Annotated in this window: 22 protein-coding genes; 5 read left to right on the top strand and 17 right to left on the bottom strand. The window is 62.5% G+C overall.

Translation table 11 applies throughout. From position 1 onward, the window contains the following. Nucleotides 1-50 precede the first annotated feature (50 nt). Nucleotides 51-1,271 carry a family 43 glycosylhydrolase gene (locus ACH488_RS15490; RefSeq protein ID WP_397325448.1) on the top strand — a complete coding sequence of 407 codons (1,221 nt, stop codon included), beginning with the start codon at nt 51-53 and terminating at the stop codon, nt 1,269-1,271. Between the two features lie 555 nt (nt 1,272-1,826). Here ACH488_RS15490 and ACH488_RS15495 read toward each other — a convergent pair. The 6 genes from ACH488_RS15495 to ACH488_RS15520 all read right to left on the bottom strand — a co-directional run bounded on the left by ACH488_RS15495 (nt 1,827) and on the right by ACH488_RS15520 (nt 7,255). Beyond that, nucleotides 1,827-2,180: a hypothetical protein gene (locus ACH488_RS15495; protein ID WP_397325449.1), complete on the bottom strand. Its 354-nt coding sequence runs from the start codon at nt 2,178-2,180 to the stop codon at nt 1,827-1,829. A 163-nt stretch (nt 2,181-2,343) separates the two neighbouring features. Next, nucleotides 2,344-3,750 (bottom strand): nucleobase:cation symporter-2 family protein, encoded by a 1,407-nt coding sequence (locus ACH488_RS15500; RefSeq protein ID WP_397325450.1) that lies wholly within the window; start codon nt 3,748-3,750, stop codon nt 2,344-2,346. A 138-nt stretch (nt 3,751-3,888) separates the two neighbouring features. Further along, nucleotides 3,889-4,317, bottom strand: a complete 429-nt coding sequence (locus tag ACH488_RS15505; RefSeq protein ID WP_397325452.1) for a cupin domain-containing protein — start codon at nt 4,315-4,317, stop codon at nt 3,889-3,891. A 26-nt stretch (nt 4,318-4,343) separates the two neighbouring features. After that, the gene (locus tag ACH488_RS15510; RefSeq protein WP_397325453.1) at nt 4,344-5,177 is read right to left on the bottom strand and encodes an SDR family NAD(P)-dependent oxidoreductase; all 834 of its coding nucleotides are present in this window, start codon (nt 5,175-5,177) and stop codon (nt 4,344-4,346) included. 9 nt (nt 5,178-5,186) lie between these two features. Further along, nucleotides 5,187-6,014: a phosphoenolpyruvate hydrolase family protein gene (locus tag ACH488_RS15515; protein WP_397325454.1), complete on the bottom strand. Its 828-nt coding sequence runs from the start codon at nt 6,012-6,014 to the stop codon at nt 5,187-5,189. After that, nucleotides 6,011-7,255: a Tm-1-like ATP-binding domain-containing protein gene (locus ACH488_RS15520; protein WP_397325455.1), complete on the bottom strand. Its 1,245-nt coding sequence runs from the start codon at nt 7,253-7,255 to the stop codon at nt 6,011-6,013. Before ACH488_RS15520 ends, ACH488_RS15515 begins: the two co-directional genes overlap by 4 nt. A 106-nt stretch (nt 7,256-7,361) precedes the next feature. Between ACH488_RS15520 and ACH488_RS15525 the strand changes: the two genes are divergently transcribed. After that, entirely contained in the window at nt 7,362-8,792 is a 1,431-nt protein-coding gene (locus ACH488_RS15525; RefSeq protein ID WP_397325456.1) for a PLP-dependent aminotransferase family protein, read from the top strand. A 290-nt stretch (nt 8,793-9,082) separates the two neighbouring features. Then, on the top strand, nt 9,083-9,943 hold the full coding sequence (locus tag ACH488_RS15530) for an SDR family NAD(P)-dependent oxidoreductase (RefSeq protein ID WP_397325457.1): 861 nt from the start codon (nt 9,083-9,085) through the stop codon (nt 9,941-9,943). Here the strand turns inward: ACH488_RS15530 and ACH488_RS15535 are convergent. Continuing rightward, nucleotides 9,940-10,746: a helix-turn-helix domain-containing protein gene (locus tag ACH488_RS15535; RefSeq protein ID WP_397325458.1), complete on the bottom strand. Its 807-nt coding sequence runs from the start codon at nt 10,744-10,746 to the stop codon at nt 9,940-9,942. The two genes, ACH488_RS15530 and ACH488_RS15535, sit on opposite strands and share 4 nt — an antisense overlap. Nucleotides 10,747-10,817: 71 nt before the next feature. Here ACH488_RS15535 and ACH488_RS15540 point away from each other — a divergent pair, with 71 nt between their 5' ends. Continuing rightward, nucleotides 10,818-11,330, top strand: a complete 513-nt coding sequence (locus ACH488_RS15540) for a VOC family protein (RefSeq protein ID WP_397325459.1) — start codon at nt 10,818-10,820, stop codon at nt 11,328-11,330. A gap of 104 nt (nt 11,331-11,434) precedes the next feature. Here ACH488_RS15540 and ACH488_RS15545 read toward each other — a convergent pair whose 3' ends face one another. The 10 genes from ACH488_RS15545 to ACH488_RS15590 form a co-directional block, all read right to left on the bottom strand. Next, the gene (locus tag ACH488_RS15545) at nt 11,435-11,797 is read right to left on the bottom strand and encodes a VOC family protein (protein ID WP_397325460.1); all 363 of its coding nucleotides are present in this window, start codon (nt 11,795-11,797) and stop codon (nt 11,435-11,437) included. Between the two features lie 3 nt (nt 11,798-11,800). Further along, nucleotides 11,801-12,061, bottom strand: a complete 261-nt coding sequence (locus ACH488_RS15550; RefSeq protein WP_397325461.1) for a DUF4235 domain-containing protein — start codon at nt 12,059-12,061, stop codon at nt 11,801-11,803. Nucleotides 12,062-12,139: 78 nt separating this feature from the next. Further along, nucleotides 12,140-12,316, bottom strand: a complete 177-nt coding sequence (locus tag ACH488_RS15555) for a CsbD family protein (protein ID WP_397325462.1) — start codon at nt 12,314-12,316, stop codon at nt 12,140-12,142. An 86-nt stretch (nt 12,317-12,402) separates the two neighbouring features. Then, nucleotides 12,403-13,077: a dihydroxyacetone kinase phosphoryl donor subunit DhaM gene (dhaM, locus tag ACH488_RS15560; protein WP_397325463.1), complete on the bottom strand. Its 675-nt coding sequence runs from the start codon at nt 13,075-13,077 to the stop codon at nt 12,403-12,405. Beyond that, the gene (dhaL, locus tag ACH488_RS15565) at nt 13,074-13,718 is read right to left on the bottom strand and encodes a dihydroxyacetone kinase subunit DhaL (RefSeq protein WP_397325464.1); all 645 of its coding nucleotides are present in this window, start codon (nt 13,716-13,718) and stop codon (nt 13,074-13,076) included. Before dhaL ends, dhaM begins: the two co-directional genes overlap by 4 nt. A gap of 2 nt (nt 13,719-13,720) precedes the next feature. Next, on the bottom strand, nt 13,721-14,722 hold the full coding sequence (dhaK, locus tag ACH488_RS15570; RefSeq protein WP_397325465.1) for a dihydroxyacetone kinase subunit DhaK: 1,002 nt from the start codon (nt 14,720-14,722) through the stop codon (nt 13,721-13,723). Nucleotides 14,723-14,820: 98 nt separating this feature from the next. Then, entirely contained in the window at nt 14,821-14,991 is a 171-nt protein-coding gene (locus tag ACH488_RS15575) for a hypothetical protein (RefSeq protein WP_397325466.1), read from the bottom strand. A 9-nt stretch (nt 14,992-15,000) separates the two neighbouring features. Beyond that, nucleotides 15,001-16,389: an FAD-binding oxidoreductase gene (locus ACH488_RS15580; RefSeq protein ID WP_397325467.1), complete on the bottom strand. Its 1,389-nt coding sequence runs from the start codon at nt 16,387-16,389 to the stop codon at nt 15,001-15,003. Between the two features lie 207 nt (nt 16,390-16,596). Next, nucleotides 16,597-17,106 carry an amino-acid N-acetyltransferase gene (locus tag ACH488_RS15585; RefSeq protein ID WP_397325468.1) on the bottom strand — a complete coding sequence of 170 codons (510 nt, stop codon included), beginning with the start codon at nt 17,104-17,106 and terminating at the stop codon, nt 16,597-16,599. Nucleotides 17,107-17,247: 141 nt separating this feature from the next. Continuing rightward, entirely contained in the window at nt 17,248-18,258 is a 1,011-nt protein-coding gene (locus tag ACH488_RS15590; protein ID WP_397325469.1) for an NAD(P)-dependent alcohol dehydrogenase, read from the bottom strand. Nucleotides 18,259-18,349: 91 nt separating this feature from the next. On the opposite strand from ACH488_RS15590, the gene ACH488_RS15595 reads away from it, so the two are divergent. Beyond that, on the top strand, nt 18,350-19,009 hold the full coding sequence (locus tag ACH488_RS15595; protein WP_397325470.1) for a TetR/AcrR family transcriptional regulator: 660 nt from the start codon (nt 18,350-18,352) through the stop codon (nt 19,007-19,009). Nucleotides 19,010-19,055 lie beyond the last annotated feature (46 nt).

Below are 19,055 nucleotides of genomic sequence, written 5' to 3' on the forward strand. Positions count from 1 at the left end.
ACCGGCTGATCATAAGCGGCGTGCCGTGGTTCGATGACCGAGGAACCATCGTGAACGCGCACGGAGCCTGCCTCCTGGAGGAGGACGGGCGCTATTACTTGTTCGGCGAATACAAGACTGACGACGTGAATGAATTTGCCGGGTTCAGCTGCTACTCATCCGAAGATCTCGCCAACTGGAGGTTCGAGAAAATAGTCCTGCCCCGCCAGGCAGACGGGCTGCTCGGACCCGGCCGCGTCGGCGAACGCGTAAAGGTAATGCGCTCGGCCTCCACCGGCCGGTACTCAATGTATTTCCACTCCGACAACGGCAACTACCAGGACCCCATCATCGGGCTGGCCACCTCAGACACCATCACTGGAGACTATGCAATCACCGGGCCCCTGACCTTCAAGGACCAGCCGATCCGACGCTGGGACATCGGGAGCTTCCAAGACGATGACGGCACCGCCTACCTCCTGGTCCACGAAGGAGACATCTACCGGCTCAGTCCTGACCTGCTCACCGCCGAAGAACTCGTCACACGCGGGATCGCTCCCGGCGGCGAGTCACCCACGATGGTCAAAACAGGCGGCACCTACTTCATGCTCTTCTCCCACAAGACCAGTTGGGAAAGCAACGACAACTTTCACCTGTCCGCACCATCACTCAACGGACCATGGACGTACCAAGGTGTCTTCGCCCCGGACGGGAGCCAAACCTGCAACTCCCAAAGCACCTTCTCCTTCCAGCTAACCCTGGAATCGGGGAAGACCCTACCCATCTACATGGGCGACCGCTGGTCCTATCCGCACCAAGCCTCAGCCGCAACATACGTCTGGCAGCCGCTGACGACGAAGAAAGGGCGTCTGGAAATTGCTACCTTCGCATCGTCCTGGAACCCCAAAACAGGGAATACCGTTGAGGTCGCAGGCCCAGGCATCAAGATAGATTTCGAATCCGACCTCGCCGGGGAGACCCTCGAAGTCCCCTTCGACGGCTCAGGCATTACCCTCATGGGAACGGCACAGCCAAACGGCGCATATGCCTGCATCGACATCATGGACAGCAAAGAGAACTGCATAACCAGCTCCTACGTCAGCTTTTACGCCAAAGTCCCGGAACACGGCTACCGCTACGTGAGCCCGCAGCTGACACCCGGCACCTACCGACTCGTTCTAACTGTCGACGGAGCCCTGATCGAATGGTCCGACAAGCGCGGCGAACGATTCGGAAGCGCAGGCACGAAGGTGTCGGTCACCGGCCTAACCGTCCACACCCCGAAGTCCTGAGCCACATCGCTCTGTCCTACCACATCTGCAACGGCCCAGCGCCACGCCTGCCACCCCCGCGCCAGCCGAGGCACTGACGTGAACATAAGCAATGGAGGAGTTCATGCCGAACACCGGGTCTTGCCCTCAGCCCCGACGACTGGGGCTCCTTGCACCGCGGGGACCGAGTTGTGCTTCAGCGACCACACGAGATTCCTCGACCTGGAACCATAGATGACATCTCGGATGACGCGTCCCTAATCTGGGTACGGCTCGATGGACTAGGGCGAATGCTCGTCACGGACAACGACGCCTGGTGTCTCGGGCTGTGGTTCTTGTTTACCACGGTAGGTAAGGGCCGGTGGAGACCTCCTTCCCAACGCAGGTGGCGGACCTCCGCTGACGAAGCGGCAGGCATAGCCGTCATCCTTTTACGAGCACAAGCTTGGGTTAGGAGTTAAGGCTAATGGGGAGTCCGAGCGTGCGGTTTGTGTATCAGCGGCCGCTGGTGGAATCAAATCACTATCGATTCGGAGCGCGCTTCGGAACTTTGAAGCTGTCCCCTAGGTTCGGGTTTCAGCACTCGTCTACAAACACGGTTGCAGAATCTCCCTCGTGGATCATTGTCCGTCCTTGTCCTGAGTCTTGCCAGACCCAGAATATTGAACCGTCGTCAGCTATGCAGTCAACGATGCCTGTGATGATGCGGCCGTTTGTTATGGCTCGTATTCTGTCGCCTTCTCCGAGGTGCGACCATGTGTTGTCTTGTGGTTCCGGTTCCAGTGGGCTCCAAAGCACCAACTCGGCCTGTTCGCTGGAAGTGTTCTCCAGCCATGCTCTGATGGCTTTTTCCTGGGCCGGGCTGATTGCCATGATGGCCGGGGAGTTGTTTCTGCCCCGGCCATCTTTGAGTTGTTTTGTTTTGTCCACCCTGTTTCCTTTTGAGAGGCCTGGACGAACTGGCTGCCCGCGGCTCAGTAGTCGTCGCGCGTATCCGTTGACCGCATGCGGTCGTGGGGCTGAGTTTTGACGTGTTCAGGCGGTCATTCTTTGGCGCTGGGGTGCTCGCCATCTTGGTAATGATGGCCCAACCTTAGGCGGGGGGCGTTTCTTCCATCTCGTGTTCGACGTCTGCTTTGGATGTGAATCCGTTGAATGCCAGGTTGAGAAGGATGGCAACGATGGCGGTCAGGACGATGCCGCTTTGCAGGACCATTTGGATTGACTCGGGTGCCGTGTGGAAGAAGGTTGCCGAAGAGGATGGGATGAAGCCGACGCCAAGACTGATGGCGATGATGATGAGGTTCTTGTCGTTTGTCAGTTCGACCTTGGCCAGGGTCTGGATTCCAACGGTGGCAATAATGCCGAAGAGGGTCAGCAGTGCAGCGCCGACTGCAGGCGTTGGAAGGATTGACACGACGGCGGCGATCTTGGGCAGACAGCTGACGATAAGCATCAGGACACCGGTGAGTGCGACCACCCACCGGCTTTTGACGCCGCTGGCGCGGACTAGGCCCACGTTGCCGTTGAAGGTGGTCGGAGGGACTGCACTGAAGATGCCGGCGATCATCGCGGAGAGACCTTCGGCGGCGATTCCGCGTTGGACGTCTTTGCCGAGTGGTTTACGGCCGACGATCTCGCCCATGGCGAAGTAGCTTGAGGTGCATTCGACACCGACGATGAGGATGGCCACGGTCATGGAGATGATCGCGCCGATCTCGAACGTTGGCAGGCCGAAGTGGAAGGGACGGACAACATCGAACCAGTTGGCGTCGGCGATGCCGCTGAAGTCGACCACTCCGACGGCGGCTCCAGTGACTGTGCCGGCGATCAGGCCGATGAAGATCGCCAGGCTCTTGAGCAGTCCGCGACCAAAGCGGAAAAGAACCAGGATTACGAGCAATGTTGTACCGGCGATAGTCAGGTTTGCCGGGCTCGCGAAATCAGGGGCGGTCGGGTTGCCGCCGCCCATGAGGTTCACGGTGATGGGCAGCAGTGAAAATCCGACCATGGCGATCACACAGCCGGTGACGACGGGTGGGAGCAGGCGCAGGAGTTTTCCGTAGAGGGGACTCAGTGCGAAGACGACGGCGCCGGCGACGATCGAGGCTCCGAAGACGGCCAGCAGACCGGTTGAACCGGCGCCGTTGGCGTTGGCGATGGCGATGGTGGGGCCGATGACGACGGCGGAGCCGCCGAGCACGAGTGGCTGCCGGATGCCGATCTTCCATACGCCGACGGATTGGATGATGGTACCAATGCCGCTGACCAGGACGACGGCGCCGAGCAGCACGACGGTGTCGGGTTTGGAGAGGCCTATGCCTGCCGCGATGATGATCGGAAGGACCAGAACTGTGGCGTAGAACGTGAGCAGGTGCTGAAGGCTCAGGAATATCATCCGGCCGCGCGGTGGTATCTCGTCGACGGCGTTTCGGGCAACCGTGGGTGCAGGGGGCGCTGTTGGGTCTTTTTCGGTGCCGGGGTGTTGGGTGGCGCTCATTTGGTACGTCTCCTCATTGTGACGTGGATGCTTGTTGGGGCGGCTGGTTGCGGGGTCCGCGTTCGTGGGCGGAGGGTCACCTGCGCGGTTGCCGGCCTGGCCGAATGGCCGGCAACCAGGTGGGTTTTGGTGCAGCTGCTACGCGGGTTGACCGGCGGTCCAGGAGGGAAGTTCGCCGGGGTTCAGTTCTTTGAAATCGGGAAGGTCACGCAAGGGCTTTTCCGCTCCGCCAGGGGTGTAGGTGGCGATGATGCGCAGTGGACCCCACCCGGTGTTGAAGGTGGAGTGCTCGGTTCCGCGCGGGATCCATACGGCGTCGCCGGCTTTGACGTCGAAAGCTGGTTCGTCGCCAACGGTCTGGGTACCCTGTCCTTCGATGAAGTAAAGGACCTCGTCAGCATCTGGGTGGTTGTGCCGGTCGTGTCCCTTGCCTGGGGTGATGATGACTTCGCCGAGGGTGGAGGTGGCGTTCTTGATGGTCTCGGGGGTTACGTGCCATTTGATCGCGCCCCAGTCGAAGGTCCAGGTAGACAGTTCGGACGGGGTGCGGTGGCTCGAATCGCTCATGAGTTTGATCCTGTTCTGTGTCGGGTTCAGTAGGGGGTTTTTCCGCCGTCGGCGTTGATGGCCTGGCCTCGGATCGCGAATGCGTCATCGGAGAGGAGGAACGAGATGACCCTCGCGACTTCGGCTACTTCGATGTGGCGTCCGACCTGTTCGTTTTCCATGGCATCGAAGATGTCTTCGGCGGCCTGCCCGATCTTTCCGGAGTACGCGTCGGCTACTTCTCGGAGCATTTTGGTGGGCATGCCTCCGGGGCACACACAGTTGACGTTGATGTCGGCGTAGGCGAGGGCAGCCGACAACATCCTGGTCTGGCTGATGACCGCGGCCTTGCTGGCACTGTAGGCCAGGGATTCGGCGTGGCCGACCTTTCCGGCTTCCGATGCGACGTTGACGATCGCTCCCGGGCGGCCGGTCTCGATGAGATGTTTCGCGACGGCACGGGAGAATTCGTAGGAACCAATTAGGTTGATTTTGAGTTGGATGTCCCAGTCTTGGGCGGGAATCTCCAGCGGGTTGGAGTGGCGGACGATACCGGCGATGTTCGCTAGGCCGTCGACACCGTCGAGGAGTTCGATGGCCCGGGCAGCGGCTTGATGGATGCTCGTGGTGTCGGACAAGTCGCCCTTGACTGCGTAGACTCCGGCGGCTTCTCCCCCAAGTTCCTGGGCGGTGGTTTTGAGTTCGTCTTCAAGGACGTCGATGAGCGCGACGCGGGCTCCTTGGGCGATGAGCAGTTCTGCGGTGGCCCGTCCCAGCCCGCGGGCTCCGCCGGTGAGAACAAATTTCCGGCCCTCATGTACGGGGTACGTGATGGGGTTCCGGACGGGCAGGGTCCGGGTTTCTGTCGTTTTGATCAGCATGATTGTTTCCTAGACGTGAATGGGCAGGTTCTTGAAGGCTTTGACCTGTTCGGTGATGGCCCGTTCGGTGGGGAGCCGTTCCATGGATGAGGCACCGAAGAAGCCGTCGATGCCCTCGGTGCGGGCAAGGATGTACTCCACATCCTCCGGTTCGGCGATTGGCCCGCCGTGGCAAAGGACAATGATGTCGGGGTTGACGGCGACCGCGGCGTCCCTCATCTGCTGGACCCGTTCAACGGATTCGTCCAGTGTTGCTGCAGTCGCCGCACCGATGGTCCCGGACGTGGTGAGGCCAATATGGGGGACGAGGATGTCCGCTCCAGCTGCGGCCATCTTCTGTGCTTGGTCGGCATCGAACACGTACGGGGAGGTGACCAGGCCGCGTTCATGGGCGGCCGCGATGAGGTCTACCTCCAGTTGGAAGCCCATCCCGGTTTCTTCGAGGTTTTGGCGGAAGTTTCCGTCGTACAGGCCAACTGTGGGGAAGTTCTGCACTCCCGCGAAGCCCAAGCCGGCGAGTTCGTCGAGGAACCTGGGAATGATCCGGAAGGGATCGGTTCCGCAAACACCGGCGAAGACGGGAATGTCCTTGACGACAGGCAGCACTTCGCGCGCCATTTCAACGACGATCTGGTTCGCGTCCCCGAAGGGGAGCAGCCCGGCGAGTGAACCGCGGCCGGCCATGCGGTACCGTCCGGAGTTATAGATGACAAGGAGGTCCGCTCCCCCAGCCTCGGCTAACTTGGCTGACAGGCCGGTACCTGCCCCGGCTCCAATGATGGGGACACCTGCGTCGGCTGTTTGCTGCAGCTTTGCCAAAATGCTCTCTCGGGTCATGTTCGTACTTTCTTGTTGTTGACCATCAGCTCCAGCAAGGCAGCCGTGGCCGTTTCAGCAAATTCGGGATCATTGATGTGGGCGCTGACTTTGACCAGCTCGACGTCGCTGCCGGCCAACGCCTGCTCCAGGGCGTTGAACAGGGCGGAATCAGCAGCTTCGTCACGGAACAGTCCTCCGTCCACATCCAGGGCTGACACTCCATGAAGTGGTACGACGACGGTCCTTGCCCCGGACCCCCCAACGAGTTTCTCGCCGAGTATCCGCCCCAACTCCGCCGATTCGGCCACAGAGGTCCGCATCAACGTGACCGTGCTGTTGTGCTCATAGATCAGGCGCTCGGAAAACTTCGCAGGAACCGTTTCACGGGGGCCGAAATTGACCATGTCCAGCGCTCCAAGGCTGACGACCTGAGGCACCCTGGCACGCCCGGCCGCGGTGAGGCGCTCGGGCCCGGCACTCAGCACGCCGCCGACCAACTCATCGGCAAGTTCGGTCGTGGTCAGATCCAGAACACCTTCGAGGTAGCCTCCTGCGGCGAGGCCCTCCAACGCCTTACCGCCCGACCCCGTGGCGTGGAAGACAAGAACTTCGTACCCAGCCTCCTCCAACCGCGCCCGGCACGCCTCCACCGCCGGTGTGGTCACGCCAAACATCGACGCACCAACCAGCGGACGGGAGCGATCCGCCGGAGGGTTGAGCTTTCTTGCCTCGTTTTCCGTGGCCATCCCAGCCACCGCGGCGACGGCGTTACCGAGGATGGCTTCGGATAACCGGTTGATGCCAGCGACGTCCACGACGCTGTACATCAACGTCACATCAGCAGCTCCCACATAGGGTGAGACATCACCCGATGCCATGGTGCTGACGAGAAGTTTGGGGAACCCGATCGGCAGGGCCCGCATCACCGCTGACGCTACCGACGAACCGCCCGAACCGGCGACGCTGAGGACCGCATCAATTTCGCCTCGATTAACGAGTTCAAGGACCACCTCGGTGGCGCCGGCAGCCATGGCAGCGAGGGCTCTGCCCCGGTCGTTGGCGCGGACCAAATCATCGATGGTGGTACCAGCCCGCCTGGCGACTTCCTCACGCGAAGCGGTGGACGCCGTCGAAGGTGAGCCGGTGACTCCCACGTCCACAACGAGCACTTGATGACCAAGGGCTTCGAGACGCTCGCGCATCCAGGCGTACTCGACCCCCTTGGTGTCAAGTGTTCCGAGCAACGCAACTGTAGGCATCGCTCTCCTTTCAATGTTTCATAGTGATGGCGAACACTAGGTCCAATTCAGAGTATGTTTGGGATAATTGGACAGTCCATGCCAATTCCTGAAGATTGGATAATCAATGGGTCGCATCAGCGATGACCAGCTCGCGCAGCTCCTCCGAGGGTGGGAAACCACCCGCGGAACAAAGGCTGAGCAGATCGCCGGCGCCATCCTCGAAGTAGTCCGGGCGCAGGAAATTTCCTTCGGGTCCGCGTTGCCGGCCGAACGCGCAGCGGCCTCCGCCCTGGGCGTCAGCAGGGCGACCGTCGCCGACGCCTACGGAATTCTTAAGGAACAAGGCGTCCTGCAGAGCCTTCAGGGAAGTGGCTGGCGGGTGCACCGCCCCAACGTGGACAGCACCAAGGAGAACCGCGACAGGATTGAACCAGAACGCAGCCTGGACGGATTCGCTGAACGGCCAACAAGTGAAGCGACGTCCGGACCCATAATTAACCTCTCCAGCGGTGCCCTGCCGGGATTGGCCCTGGTCGCAAGGGAGTGGAAAAACATCGAGCTTGAGCTCATTGACCAGGCCTTCGAAGGCGACGGGTACGAACCCCGAGGGATGCCCCGGCTCAGGGAAGAGATCGCACGCCGATACACACTCTCGGGCAGAACAACCGATGCCGACGAAATCCTCATCACATCCGGCTCACAGCAAGCCCTCGAGATTATTTCCCGCGCCTGGATAGACGACGGTGACCCCGTGGTGGTCGAAGACCCCACCTACCGGGGTGCCCTCGACGCCTTCCGATCAAGGGGCGCCCGCCTCTACACCGTTCCGATGGAACCCAATGGGCTGGACGTCTCCGCACTGGAGCGAATAGCCCGGCACACGGCACCTCGATTCGTGTATACGCTCCCCGTGTCGCACAACCCGACGGGGATCAATACCTCCTCCGAGAAGTTGAAGGCCATCTCGGCAATAGCCACCGAGCGCGGACTGATGATCGTCGAAGACATGAGCACCGCTGACCTGGCACTGACCGAAGAAATCGCACCGCTGCCGCTGCATCACGCAATCGACGCGCCCATGACAATCACGATCGGTTCGATGTCGAAACTCTTCTGGGGTGGATTGCGTATCGGGTGGATCCGTGGCCCCAAACCCGTCATAGCCCGCTTTCAGCGCCACAAAGTCGCTATGGACCTGGGAACCTCCATCCCCAGCCAAACACTCGCCCTCCAACTCCTTCCACACACCACTGCCGCCCGCCAGGAACGGCTGGAAACCCTCCGAAAGTCACTGAAGCTGGCGGAATACGAAATCACGTCCAGATTCCCATACTGGTCATGGACCGAACCCTCCGGGGGAAGCGGACTCTGGGTCCGTGCACCCGGGGTTAACATGCAAGAGATCGCACGCACCGCACTTCGCGCAGGAGTGCGTTTAACGCCAGGGCCGTCCTTCTCCGCAGTCGGCGCCTTCGACGACTACCTCCGATTGCCCTTCTGGTCTGCTGACTCCGTCAAAACAGGGTTGGAACGCTTAGCAGCAGTCATCAAGTGATCCTCCGCCCGGAGAGACAGTTCACACGGGAAGTCTGCGCCAAGGTGCATCGTGGTCTCAGTTGAATATCCCTGAGCATTTACCGCCCGTTGACCAGAGAGCTACACCCCAACCTGACATTAGGCACCGCCCCCAAAAGCCGTCAGATTAGGCCCTCCGAAGCACTTTCCTGACAGCCTCACAGCAACCCCAAAGAACCCAACCTGACACTCCGCGGCCCTCCTGCAAGGAACCCCTCCCAACAAATACTAAGCACCCTTAGAATGGACGGAACGAAGCAAAGAACCGTCATGACTCCCAGCAACCGTCCCCTCGCCTTGGTCACCGGCGCCTCCTCCGGCATCGGTTTCGAACTCGCCAGGCAATTCCTCAGCAACGGCTTCGACACAGTCATGGTCGCGGACGGAGAGGACATCCGCAGCGCCGCCCGGAGCCTCCAGGGTCTGGGCGGCGAACCCATCCCCCTCCAGATCGACCTTGCGGACAGGCACGGCGCATCAACCCTTCAATCCGCAATCAACTCACTCAGAAAGCCCCTCCAAGCAGCCGCCATCAACGCCGGAATCGGAACAGGCGGCCCGTTCATCGAGACAGATCTCGCCCAGGAACTCAGGATCATCAACCTCAACGTCGCCTCGACGGCCAGCATCGCCAAGTGGGTCGCCAGGGACATGGCCGCCCGCGATGAAGGCCAGATCCTGTTCACGTCCTCGATCATCGCCCGGACCCCCGCCCCGTTCCAGGCGATCTATGGGGCGTCCAAGGCCTTCGTCCAGTCGTTCAGCCAAGCACTCCGCAACGAGCTGAAGGACACGGGAGTCTCCGTTTCAACGCTCCTTCCCGGCCCCACCGAGACGCCCTTCTTCGAGAAGGCAGACCTTCTGGACACAAGGGTCGGTGCCGAAGAAAAGGACGATGCCGCCCAAGTCGCCGAGCAGGGCTTCAAAGGGCTCATGAAAGGCGAGGGCAACATCCTGGGTGGCTCGCTGAAGTCCCGCACGCTCGGCCTCGGCTCGAACATCCTGCCGGACGCCGCCGGCGCCGCGTTCGGCCGCCGCCTCAGCGAACCGGGCTCCGCCAGCGAACAGGACTCCAGCCAACCCGGCACCGCAAACGCCCCCGGCCCCGCCGAGGACAACGCAAAAACCTAGCCTCCCGACACAGCCCGCCGGTACCCACTCGGCGTAAAACCCAGGTACTTCCGGAAGTCATTCGTGAGATGGGCATGGTCGGCATAACCCAGCTCGGCTGCGATCGCGGCCAGGTCAGCCGACGCGTCCAACCGCGCCCGCTCAGCCGCGTCCTGCAAACGACGTCGCCGGATCAGCGCCGCCGGGCTAAGGCCGATGTACTTCCGCGCCACCCGCTGCAATGTCCGTGGCGAAACAGCCAACGCCGCAGCTGCGTCCTCCAAACGGAGAACAGACGGGTCGGAAGCCAAGAGATCCATCATCCGGTTGGCGAGCAGCGCCTCCTCGGACACCCCGGCCCCGGCAAACAAGGCCAACCAGTGAGCAAACGCGTCCACCGCGCGCTCCCGGCGAGCGCCGCCGTCGTCGGCATCCGAAGGCGAAGGCGACATCGCCGACGTGACAGTACGGTGAAGTTCGACGGCGGCAAAGTCCACTTCCGCGTCGCGGACTCCACGGGGGTCGTCCGTGAAAAGCGGGACGGCAGCGGGCCGCAGCAGCGCACCTACCGCCCATCCACGCCCCGAGAGGTCTTGGTGTCCAACCCGCGTAGTCGGGCCGGCGAAATCCACGCGCTCAAGTCCCACCACAAGGTTGCAGGCAGGGTAGGCGATCACGTGCTGCCGTGAAGTACGGCCGGGTTCGATGTCCCACTCCGGAATCCAGAACCACTGCACCAGATGCTCCACCGAAGCAGGCGCCGGAAGCCGGTGGAACGTGGGCAAGCGGGCGGGGTACAGGACTCCTTTGAATGAATGATCCATTCCCACCCTCGAACAAGAGTTGTCGCAAATCTCCAAGCGATGCCAACGCGCGGAAGCGTAGCGTCAAAGACATGACCGATACTACAAGCACCGAATCAACCACGGCCGCCCACGGGGAGCACACCGTCCACGGAGTTCCCAAGGGCCTCACCAGCCTCACCCCGTTCCTCGCAATCAGGAACGCGAAGGCGGCCATCGACTTCTACAAAGACGTGTTCGGCGCGCGCGTCGTGGGCGCCACGGAGATGGGTGGCGTGGTGGTCCATGCCGAACTCGACTTCGGCAACGGCCACCTGCAGCTCGGGGAGCCGAGCCCCGATTACCACCTGGTCCCCGCGCCGGAAGGCGAGGACGACTGCTATTCCATGGGCCTCTATTGCGCGGACGCTGACGGCTTGGTCCAGCGCGCGGAGCAAGCCGGCGCCACGGTGCGCGAACCGCTCAGCACGTTCGTTTCAGGCGACCGCTACGCCAGCATCCGCGATCCCTTCGGCGTCCGTTGGTCAATCATGACCCGGGTGGAGGACCTGTCCGAAGAAGAAAGCAACCGCCGCGTCGAGGAATGGGCCGCGCAACAAGGCTAGGCAACAACGCCAGGCAACAAGGCCCGGCACAAAAGCCAGGCAACAAACCCACACAAAAGGGCCCGGTACTGTCGAACGCAGTACCGGGCCCTCCGCGAAACCAGCTAGGAAACGCACAAACAGAACGGATGCCCGGCCGGGTCAAGGAACACCCGGAAAGTCTCGCCCGGCTGGTGGTCGTGCTTCGTGGCGCCGATGGCCAGGACGGCCTTCTCGGCCTCATCCAGGTCCTCCACGATCACGTCAAAGTGCATTTGCTGCGGAAGGGTCTGCCCAGGCCATACGGGCGCTTGGTAGACGTCCACTTGCTGGAAGGAGATGCAGTTGCTGCCATCGGCGGGGCGGACATCTGCCCAGTCGCCGTCGTCGCGGGTGACTTCCCAGCCCAGCAGCTCTCCATAGAAGGCAGCCAGGGCGGGGGCGTCCGGACAGTCGATGACAACACTGGGGTGTTTTGCAATAGCCATTCGCTATACCTCGTCTGCTGTTTTCTTCATGCGGGCCAGGGCGCTCTTGGTGCCGCGCTGGGTGAGGACGTGCACCACGGCACCAACCGCGGCAGAGACTACGGCAAACACCAGCACGCCAGGCAAGGAATCGTCCAGGTCAGTGCCGTCCTTGGGCGCAGGTTTCCCGGTTTTCTTCTCCCACAACCCTTCGAGGGTCTTGTTTGCCAACGCGCCGGCTCCGAGGCTGACCGCCAGGCCGAACAGTTTCACCAGTAAATTCACGGTTCCCCCTTTCACATCGATGACCATCACTGCCAACAACAAGGCAGGGCCGCTGCAACCAGCGGCCCTGCCCAATTCCTAGTCGTTCTTGAAGGCGTCCTTCACCTTTTCGCCGGCGTTCTTGAGGTCGGCTTTGGTCTGCTCGCCCTTGCCTTCGGCTTCGAGGCGCTCGTTGTCAGTCAGCTTTCCAGCCGCTTCCTTGGCCTTGCCTGCAATCTTTTCGCCAGCATTCTGTGCTTTGTCGTCTGCACCCATGTTGCACCTCTTTCGTTGTGAACCTGTATCTCTACAACATCACTAATCAGGATACTTATCAATATTTTGGGTGAAAACGATTGAACTCAGAGCTCCCCGAAGCCCTCCTCCACCAGCCTGCCCACATAGTCCACGGCCTTCTGCGCCTCCGCGCCATGCGCCTCCACGCGCAGTTTTGTTCCCTGGCCAGCGGCGAGCGCCATCAGTTCCATCATGGAAGCCCCGTCGACGCCGTTGATGGTCACCTCGGCGTCAAGGCCAGAGAGGCCACCAGCTATCTTGGCTGCCGGCCGGGCGTGAATGCCCATGGGGTTGATGAGCTCGAATTCGGCCGCGGCGTCCGGCTCACCCCGCACCACAGGACCCGCATCCGGCGCCACACCTCCCGCTGCTTCCGCAGCCTTGCGTACATCCCCGACGGCGGCACCTCCTTGGGCGGCGACGGCCGCAGCAACGAGCCCCTCCACCAAAGGCGCATCGGCCAGCCGGACAGCGTCGGGATCGCTGGCGAACTCCATGGCGGATTCCGCCGTCATCACGGCCGATCCCAGGTCCGTCAGCACCACCACCCCGTCACCGCCGGCGTCCACAAGTGACTGCTCGACGGCGGCCAGCACCTTCTCGAGGCTGGTACCGATCCGCCCGTCGTCGGTTCCCCCGGCGGCGACGAGTCCGACGTCGGGCGCCATCTGGGCGGCGAGTTCCACTGCACCTTCAGCGATCTTGCTGCTGTGCGAGACCACCACGATCCCAACGGTCATGCGGCCGCGCCCTGCTTGGCCGCATCGGCAGCGGCCCGAAGGAGCAGTGCCGTGGACTGCGCACCAGGGTCGCGGTGACCGGCACTCCGCTCGCCCAGGTAGCTGGCACGGCCCTTACGGGCAACAAGGGGTTCAGTGGCAACGGCCCCGGACTCAGCGGCTTCCGCGGCGGCCTCCAAGGCTGCGAGCGCGTCGCCGCCGTCGTCGGACACCTTCTGCGCCGCCTCCACCGCCGGGGTCCAGGCGTCGATCATGGTCTTATCACCGGGCTCGGCTTTGCCGCGGGCAACAACGCCGTCGCGCGCCGCAACCAAGGCGGACACCACGGCTGCGCCATCAATGTCCGTGGCATCGCCCAACGCCGTAGCGGCACGCAAGTAGGCCGTTCCGTAGAGGGGCCCGGCCGCACCGCCAACCTTGGACATGAGCGCCATGGCCGCTGCCTTCAGTGCCGCGCCGGGCGTTTCCAGAGACGGCTCGTCGAGCTTCTGGAGCACGGCCTGGAAGCCGCGGTCCATGTTCTCGCCGTGATCCGAGTCGCCAATGGCCCGGTCCAGCTCGATGAGTTCAGTGCGGTGTTCCGCCATTGCTTCGGCCGAGAGTTTGAGCCAGTTCACGGCCCATTCAACGCCCAATCCCATGCTCACGCTCCCCAACGCAGGGCCGCAGTGTGGACGGGAGCGTCCCACAGGGTGGTCATCTCATCATCGAGCCGCAGCACGGAGACGGAACAGCCCTGCATCTCCAAGGACGTCACGTAATTGCCCACCAGGGAACGCTCAACCGTGGCACCACGATCGGCCAGCACGTTCGCGGCCCGGCGGTACACGATGTACAACTCACTCAGCGGAGTACCGCCCATGCCGTTGACGAACAGCAGAACCTTGTCCCCGGAGCCGATGGACAGGTCCTCAAGGACCGGTTCCAGGAGGCGGTCGGTGATCCCATCCGCACCTTCCATGGGGATCCGGTGCCGCCCGGGTTCACCATGGATGCCGATGCCGATTTCGATCTCGTCGTCGGCCAATTCAAAGCTCGGTGTTCCGGCGTGGGGCACGGTGCAGCCGGAGAGCGCAACGCCCATGGTCCGCACGTTGGCCACCACCCGCTCGGCGATGCCGGCCACGGCGTCCAGGTCGTCACCCCGTTCAGCAGCGGCGCCCGCGATCTTCTCCACAAGGACGGTACCGCCCACCCCGCGCCGGCCGGCCGTGTACAGCGAGTCCTCCACGGCAACATCGTCGTTCACGAGGACGGAGCGGACAGCCACGCCTTCGGCTTGGGCCATCTCCGCGGCAGTTTCGAAGTTCAGGACGTCACCGGTGTAGTTCTTCACGATGTGTACGACGCCGGCACCCGAGTCGACTGCCGTGGTGGCCGGAATGATCTGGTCCGGTGTGGGCGAGGTGAAGACTGCGCCGGGAACGGCTGCATCCAGCATGCCGAGCCCCACGAATCCTGCATGGAGTGGTTCGTGCCCGCTGCCCCCGCCGGAAACCAGGGCAACTTTGCCCGCCACCGGCGCACCTTTGCGGACGACGAATTTGGGGTCGGGGTGGACGTCCACAAGGTCGGCATGTGCCATGCCGAAACCCTCGACGGATTCGTCCACCACCGCACGTGGATCATTGATGAGCTTTTTCATGGGATGCTCCTGAGCCTGCAGTGGTGTGGTGCTCTGACCCTACTACCGGCGGCAGTGACCACGGTAGGCCCGGAGTATCCCCTGTTGGCAGCGTTCAGCTATCCGCCTTCGCTTGCCGCTTTCGCTGGCGCGTCATGGCTCACTTGGACGTCCGGCCAGAAGTCGCCGGAGATCTCGTGGTGCGGGTGCCCGGCTCCGGACCACTCAGTATCGTGCGGCCAGGAGCCGTGCGGGATATCGATCTGGAACGCCGAGAAGTCCGGAAACATGGCGGGTTCCTAGTTGCCCAGCACGGCGTCGCCGCCGGCAGTCACAACATCTTCGAGAAGCACGGTCTGGTCGATCACCGGCAAGCCAACCACATGGCCGAAACTGAACATGTTCTTCGGATCCAGCTCCGCCTTGGCCTTCCGCAGCCGTTCGCGGACGGTCGGGGCCCAGGGCCGTTCCCTGTCCTCAGCGTCCACAAAGTGGCCGTGCAGGTTCACGAAAGTCCCGCCATTGGAGGCGTCGCGCAGGTCCTCGCGAACGGCGTCGTACACCAACGGCAGCAGCTCAGCGAGAGGCGGGACGGCCATCCCGGCCATGAAGAAACTGAACGCCGCATCGCGGCCGCCCACCACGTCTTCGCCGTCGGCGCACTTTGCCAACGCCCCTCCCAGCAGGCGAAGTTCGGCCAACAGGACGGGACTTTCGACGCCGTGGCCAAAGTGCCGCAGGATGGCTTCCTTGGCAGGCTGGTCCAGTCGGTCCAGGAGGAAACCACGCTCGCGCACCGGCACTGGCTGGTCGGGGTCCTGGTGGATGGTGTCGAACTGCGTGGATTCAAGGGGTCCGGTGGCATCCATCATGAGCGGTGCACACTGGCGCATGGGTTCCAACAGTTGCGTGGCAACCGCCGGATCACCTTGGAAGGCGTAGCGGACGTGGACCACGAACTTTCCCCGCAGCGGTTCGGGAATGATGTCCATGTCCGGCAGGCGCAGGAAAGCCAACGACGCCGATGCTTCGGTGGGGAGCGACGGCACCCATTCGCTGAACTGCTGGAGCACGGTGGCTGCGTGGACGCCGGCGAAGTAGAGCCCGCCGGCGAAAATGTCCTGGTTAGGGAAAAGGTGGAATTCCATGGCCGTGACAATCCCGAGATTGCCTTTGCCTCCGCGGAGGAGGAAAAAGAGTTCGGGGTCTTCGTCCTTGGTGACCCGCCGCTGGGTACCGTCGGCAGTGACCAGCTCGAAGGCGATCACGTGGTCCGAAGCGAAACCGTACTTGCGGCCCATGATCGGCAGTCCGCCACCCAGGGTGTACCCCACCACGCCCACGTCGGTGGTGGAACCACAGAGGCCCATGAGGCCAAAGGTCGATGCCAACTCCACCACCGCCTTCCAGCGAACGCCCGCACCTACACGGGCGGTCTTTTCGACGGGGTCGATGCTGAGTTCCAGCATGCGGCGGGTACTGATAAGCAGGCCGCCTTCGATTGCATTGGTGGCACCGTGCCCGGTGGACTGGACCGCGACGGGCATGCCGCGCTCGGCAGCCCATTTCACTGCTGCCGAGACGTCCTCTGCATCGAGGGCACCAAAGGCGACATCCGGCTGGTGTTGGGTGGAAAGGTTGAATGCGGCGACTTCGTCTGCGAAGCCTGGATCAGCGGGTGTGAACACTGGACCGCGCACGCTGAGTTGTAGTTCTGAAATGCTTGAAATGCCTGAAAAGGACGCGTGGGACTGCATGATCTTCTCTCGATATAACCGATGTGGCGGAAGCTCCCCAGCAAGCCTCAACCAGTTTATCCATCAACTTTAGATAAAAGAAGGGAGTTTAAATCACCCATAATTCCCCGGCTTTTGGCTGGACTGTTGCGGGTGTGGCTAGAGGTGCTTGATCATGCGGGTGTTACCCAAGGTGTTGGGTTTGACGCGTGCCAAATCAAGGAATTCGGCAACGCCCTCGTCATGCGAGCGCAGGAGTTCCGAGTAGACCTCAGGATCCACGGCGCTTTGGTCCGCCATCACTTCGAAGCCATGGCGCACAAAGAAGTCCACTTCAAACGTCAAGCAGAAGACCCTGCTGACGCCCAGCTCGCGGGCTTTATCTATGAGGCTCTCCACCAGCTTGTGGCCCACTCCCTTGCCGCGCCAGGAATCGGCGGCAGCAAGCGTGCGGATTTCGGCAAGGTCCTCCCACATGACGTGGAGGGCGCCGCAGCCAATGACCTCCCCCTCGGAGGATTCGGCGATCTGGAACTCCTGCAGGCTCTCGTAATAGGCGACGGTTTCCTTGGAAATCAGGATCCGCTCGTCGGCCAGGCGTGCCACCAGCCTCTTGATCGCCGCAACGTCGCTGGTGCGGGCAGGGCGAAGGCTAAAGGCAGAATCCACTCCCCCATCCTAGCCAGCCGCGGGTGCGGTTCCGGCTTTCGTGACCGCCGGCCACCCCTGTCAGACGGACCAGCCCTATCAGACAGTGAGCGCCGGCCACCCCTATCAGACGGACCAGCCCTATCGGTCAGTGACCACCTATCAGACGGTGAGCGCGATCTTGCCGCGGGCGTGTCCGTCTTCCAAATAGCGCAGCGCGTCAGGCGCTTGGTTGAGCCTGAACGTACGGTCCAAGGGTGGGGTGATCTTGCCGGCTTCGATCAGCTCCGCGAGTTCGTGCAGTTCTTCGGCGCGGACCACTCCGAAAAACATCGTCAGCCGCTGCCTGATGAAGGGCGAGAGCATGATGGCACCCAGCTGCCGTTCCAGCCCGCCGGCGAATTTACCGCCCCCTTCGCCTCCTGTAATCACGGCCGTTCCCGTGGCGGTCAGGGCCTGGCGCATTCGGCGGATCCCGGGATTGCCTGCGATATCGAGGATGACGTCGTAGGGCCCTGAATCCGCGAAGTCCTCACTGGCGTAATCGATCACCCGGTCGGCGCCCAGGCTGCGCACGAAGTCCATCTTTCCGGAGCTGCACGTTCCCACAACCTCGGCGCCAAAGGCCTTGGCCAACTGGACCGCGTAGCTTCCGACGCCGCCGGACGCTCCGGTAATCAGGACCTTCTGGCCGGCCTGCACCCGCCCGGCACGCAAGCCCTGGAGTGCCGTCACCGCCGAGACCGGCACGATCGCAGCCTGCTCGAAGGTGATTCTCGCGGGCTTGGAAGCCAACTTCCCCTCCGGGGCCACGGCGTACTCGGCGAACGACGCGCGCCCGGACCCGAACACCGCATCACCCACGCGGAACGTGGTGACGCCAGGCCCAACCGCCTCCACGATGCCGGCGAGATCCATGCCCAAGCCCGGATCCCGTGGTTTCCCGATACCGAAGGCAAGCCGTCCCAAATACGGGAAGCCAGTCATCATGTGCCAAGCACCGCGATCAACTCCGGCGGCGTGGACCTTGACCAGCACTTCCTTGGCGCCGGCTTCGGGCCTTGGGAGGCGCTTCTCCCCCAGGACTTCGGGACCGCCATATGTTTCGCGGACCACGGCACGCATGCCGATGGACTGCTGTGCTTCGGACTGTGCGCGCTGCGGGGCTTTCATGGCTTTTCCTCCGAATCAGAATCGTACGCTGTACGAAAATGACATTACAGTACACTGTACGAAACCGGAAGAGCCAACTTGGAGGAACGTCATGGCCGCAGCCGTAAACACCGCAAAGCGGCCTGAACTCAGCCGCAGCAAGGTGCTGCAGAAAGCCCTCGAACTGGCAGACGCCGACGGCATCGCTGCCTTGTCCATCCGTTCGCTCGCCCAAAGCATGGGCACCAAGCCCATGTCCCTGTACTACTACGTAGCCAACAAGGACGAGATCCTGGACGGACTCGTGGACCTGGTCTTCGGCGAAATCCACACTCCGGTGGCCGGCGGCGAGTGGAAAGAACAGATGCGCACCCGTGCCCACTCGGCCCGTGAGGTGCTCCGTCGCCACCCCTGGGCCATTGGGCTGCTGGAATCACGGAAGGCACCCGGTCCCGCAACGCTGAAACACCACGAGGCAACCTTGGCCACACTGAGGTCCGCCGGATTTACCGTGCAACAGACGGCCCGCGCCTACTCGCTGCTGGACAGCTACATCTACGGATTCGCCCTCCAGGAAGCCGCACTCCCCATCGCCGGAGGAGAGCCCATGGCAGACGTAGCCTCGCCCATCATGGAACGCTTTGCCACGGGCGAGTACCCGCACATGGTGGAGATCGCCACGGAACTTGTCATGCAGCCCGGGTACGACTACGGCAACGAGTTCAGCCACGGATTAGAGCTGATCCTCGACGCCCTGGAGCGCTCCCGCTGACCACCTCAACGGAGAGTAAATCCGAACTTTACCAACACTTATGCCA

This window comes from Paenarthrobacter sp. NPDC018779 (assembly GCF_044391085.1).
GTDB lineage: Bacteria > Actinomycetota > Actinomycetes > Actinomycetales > Micrococcaceae > Arthrobacter.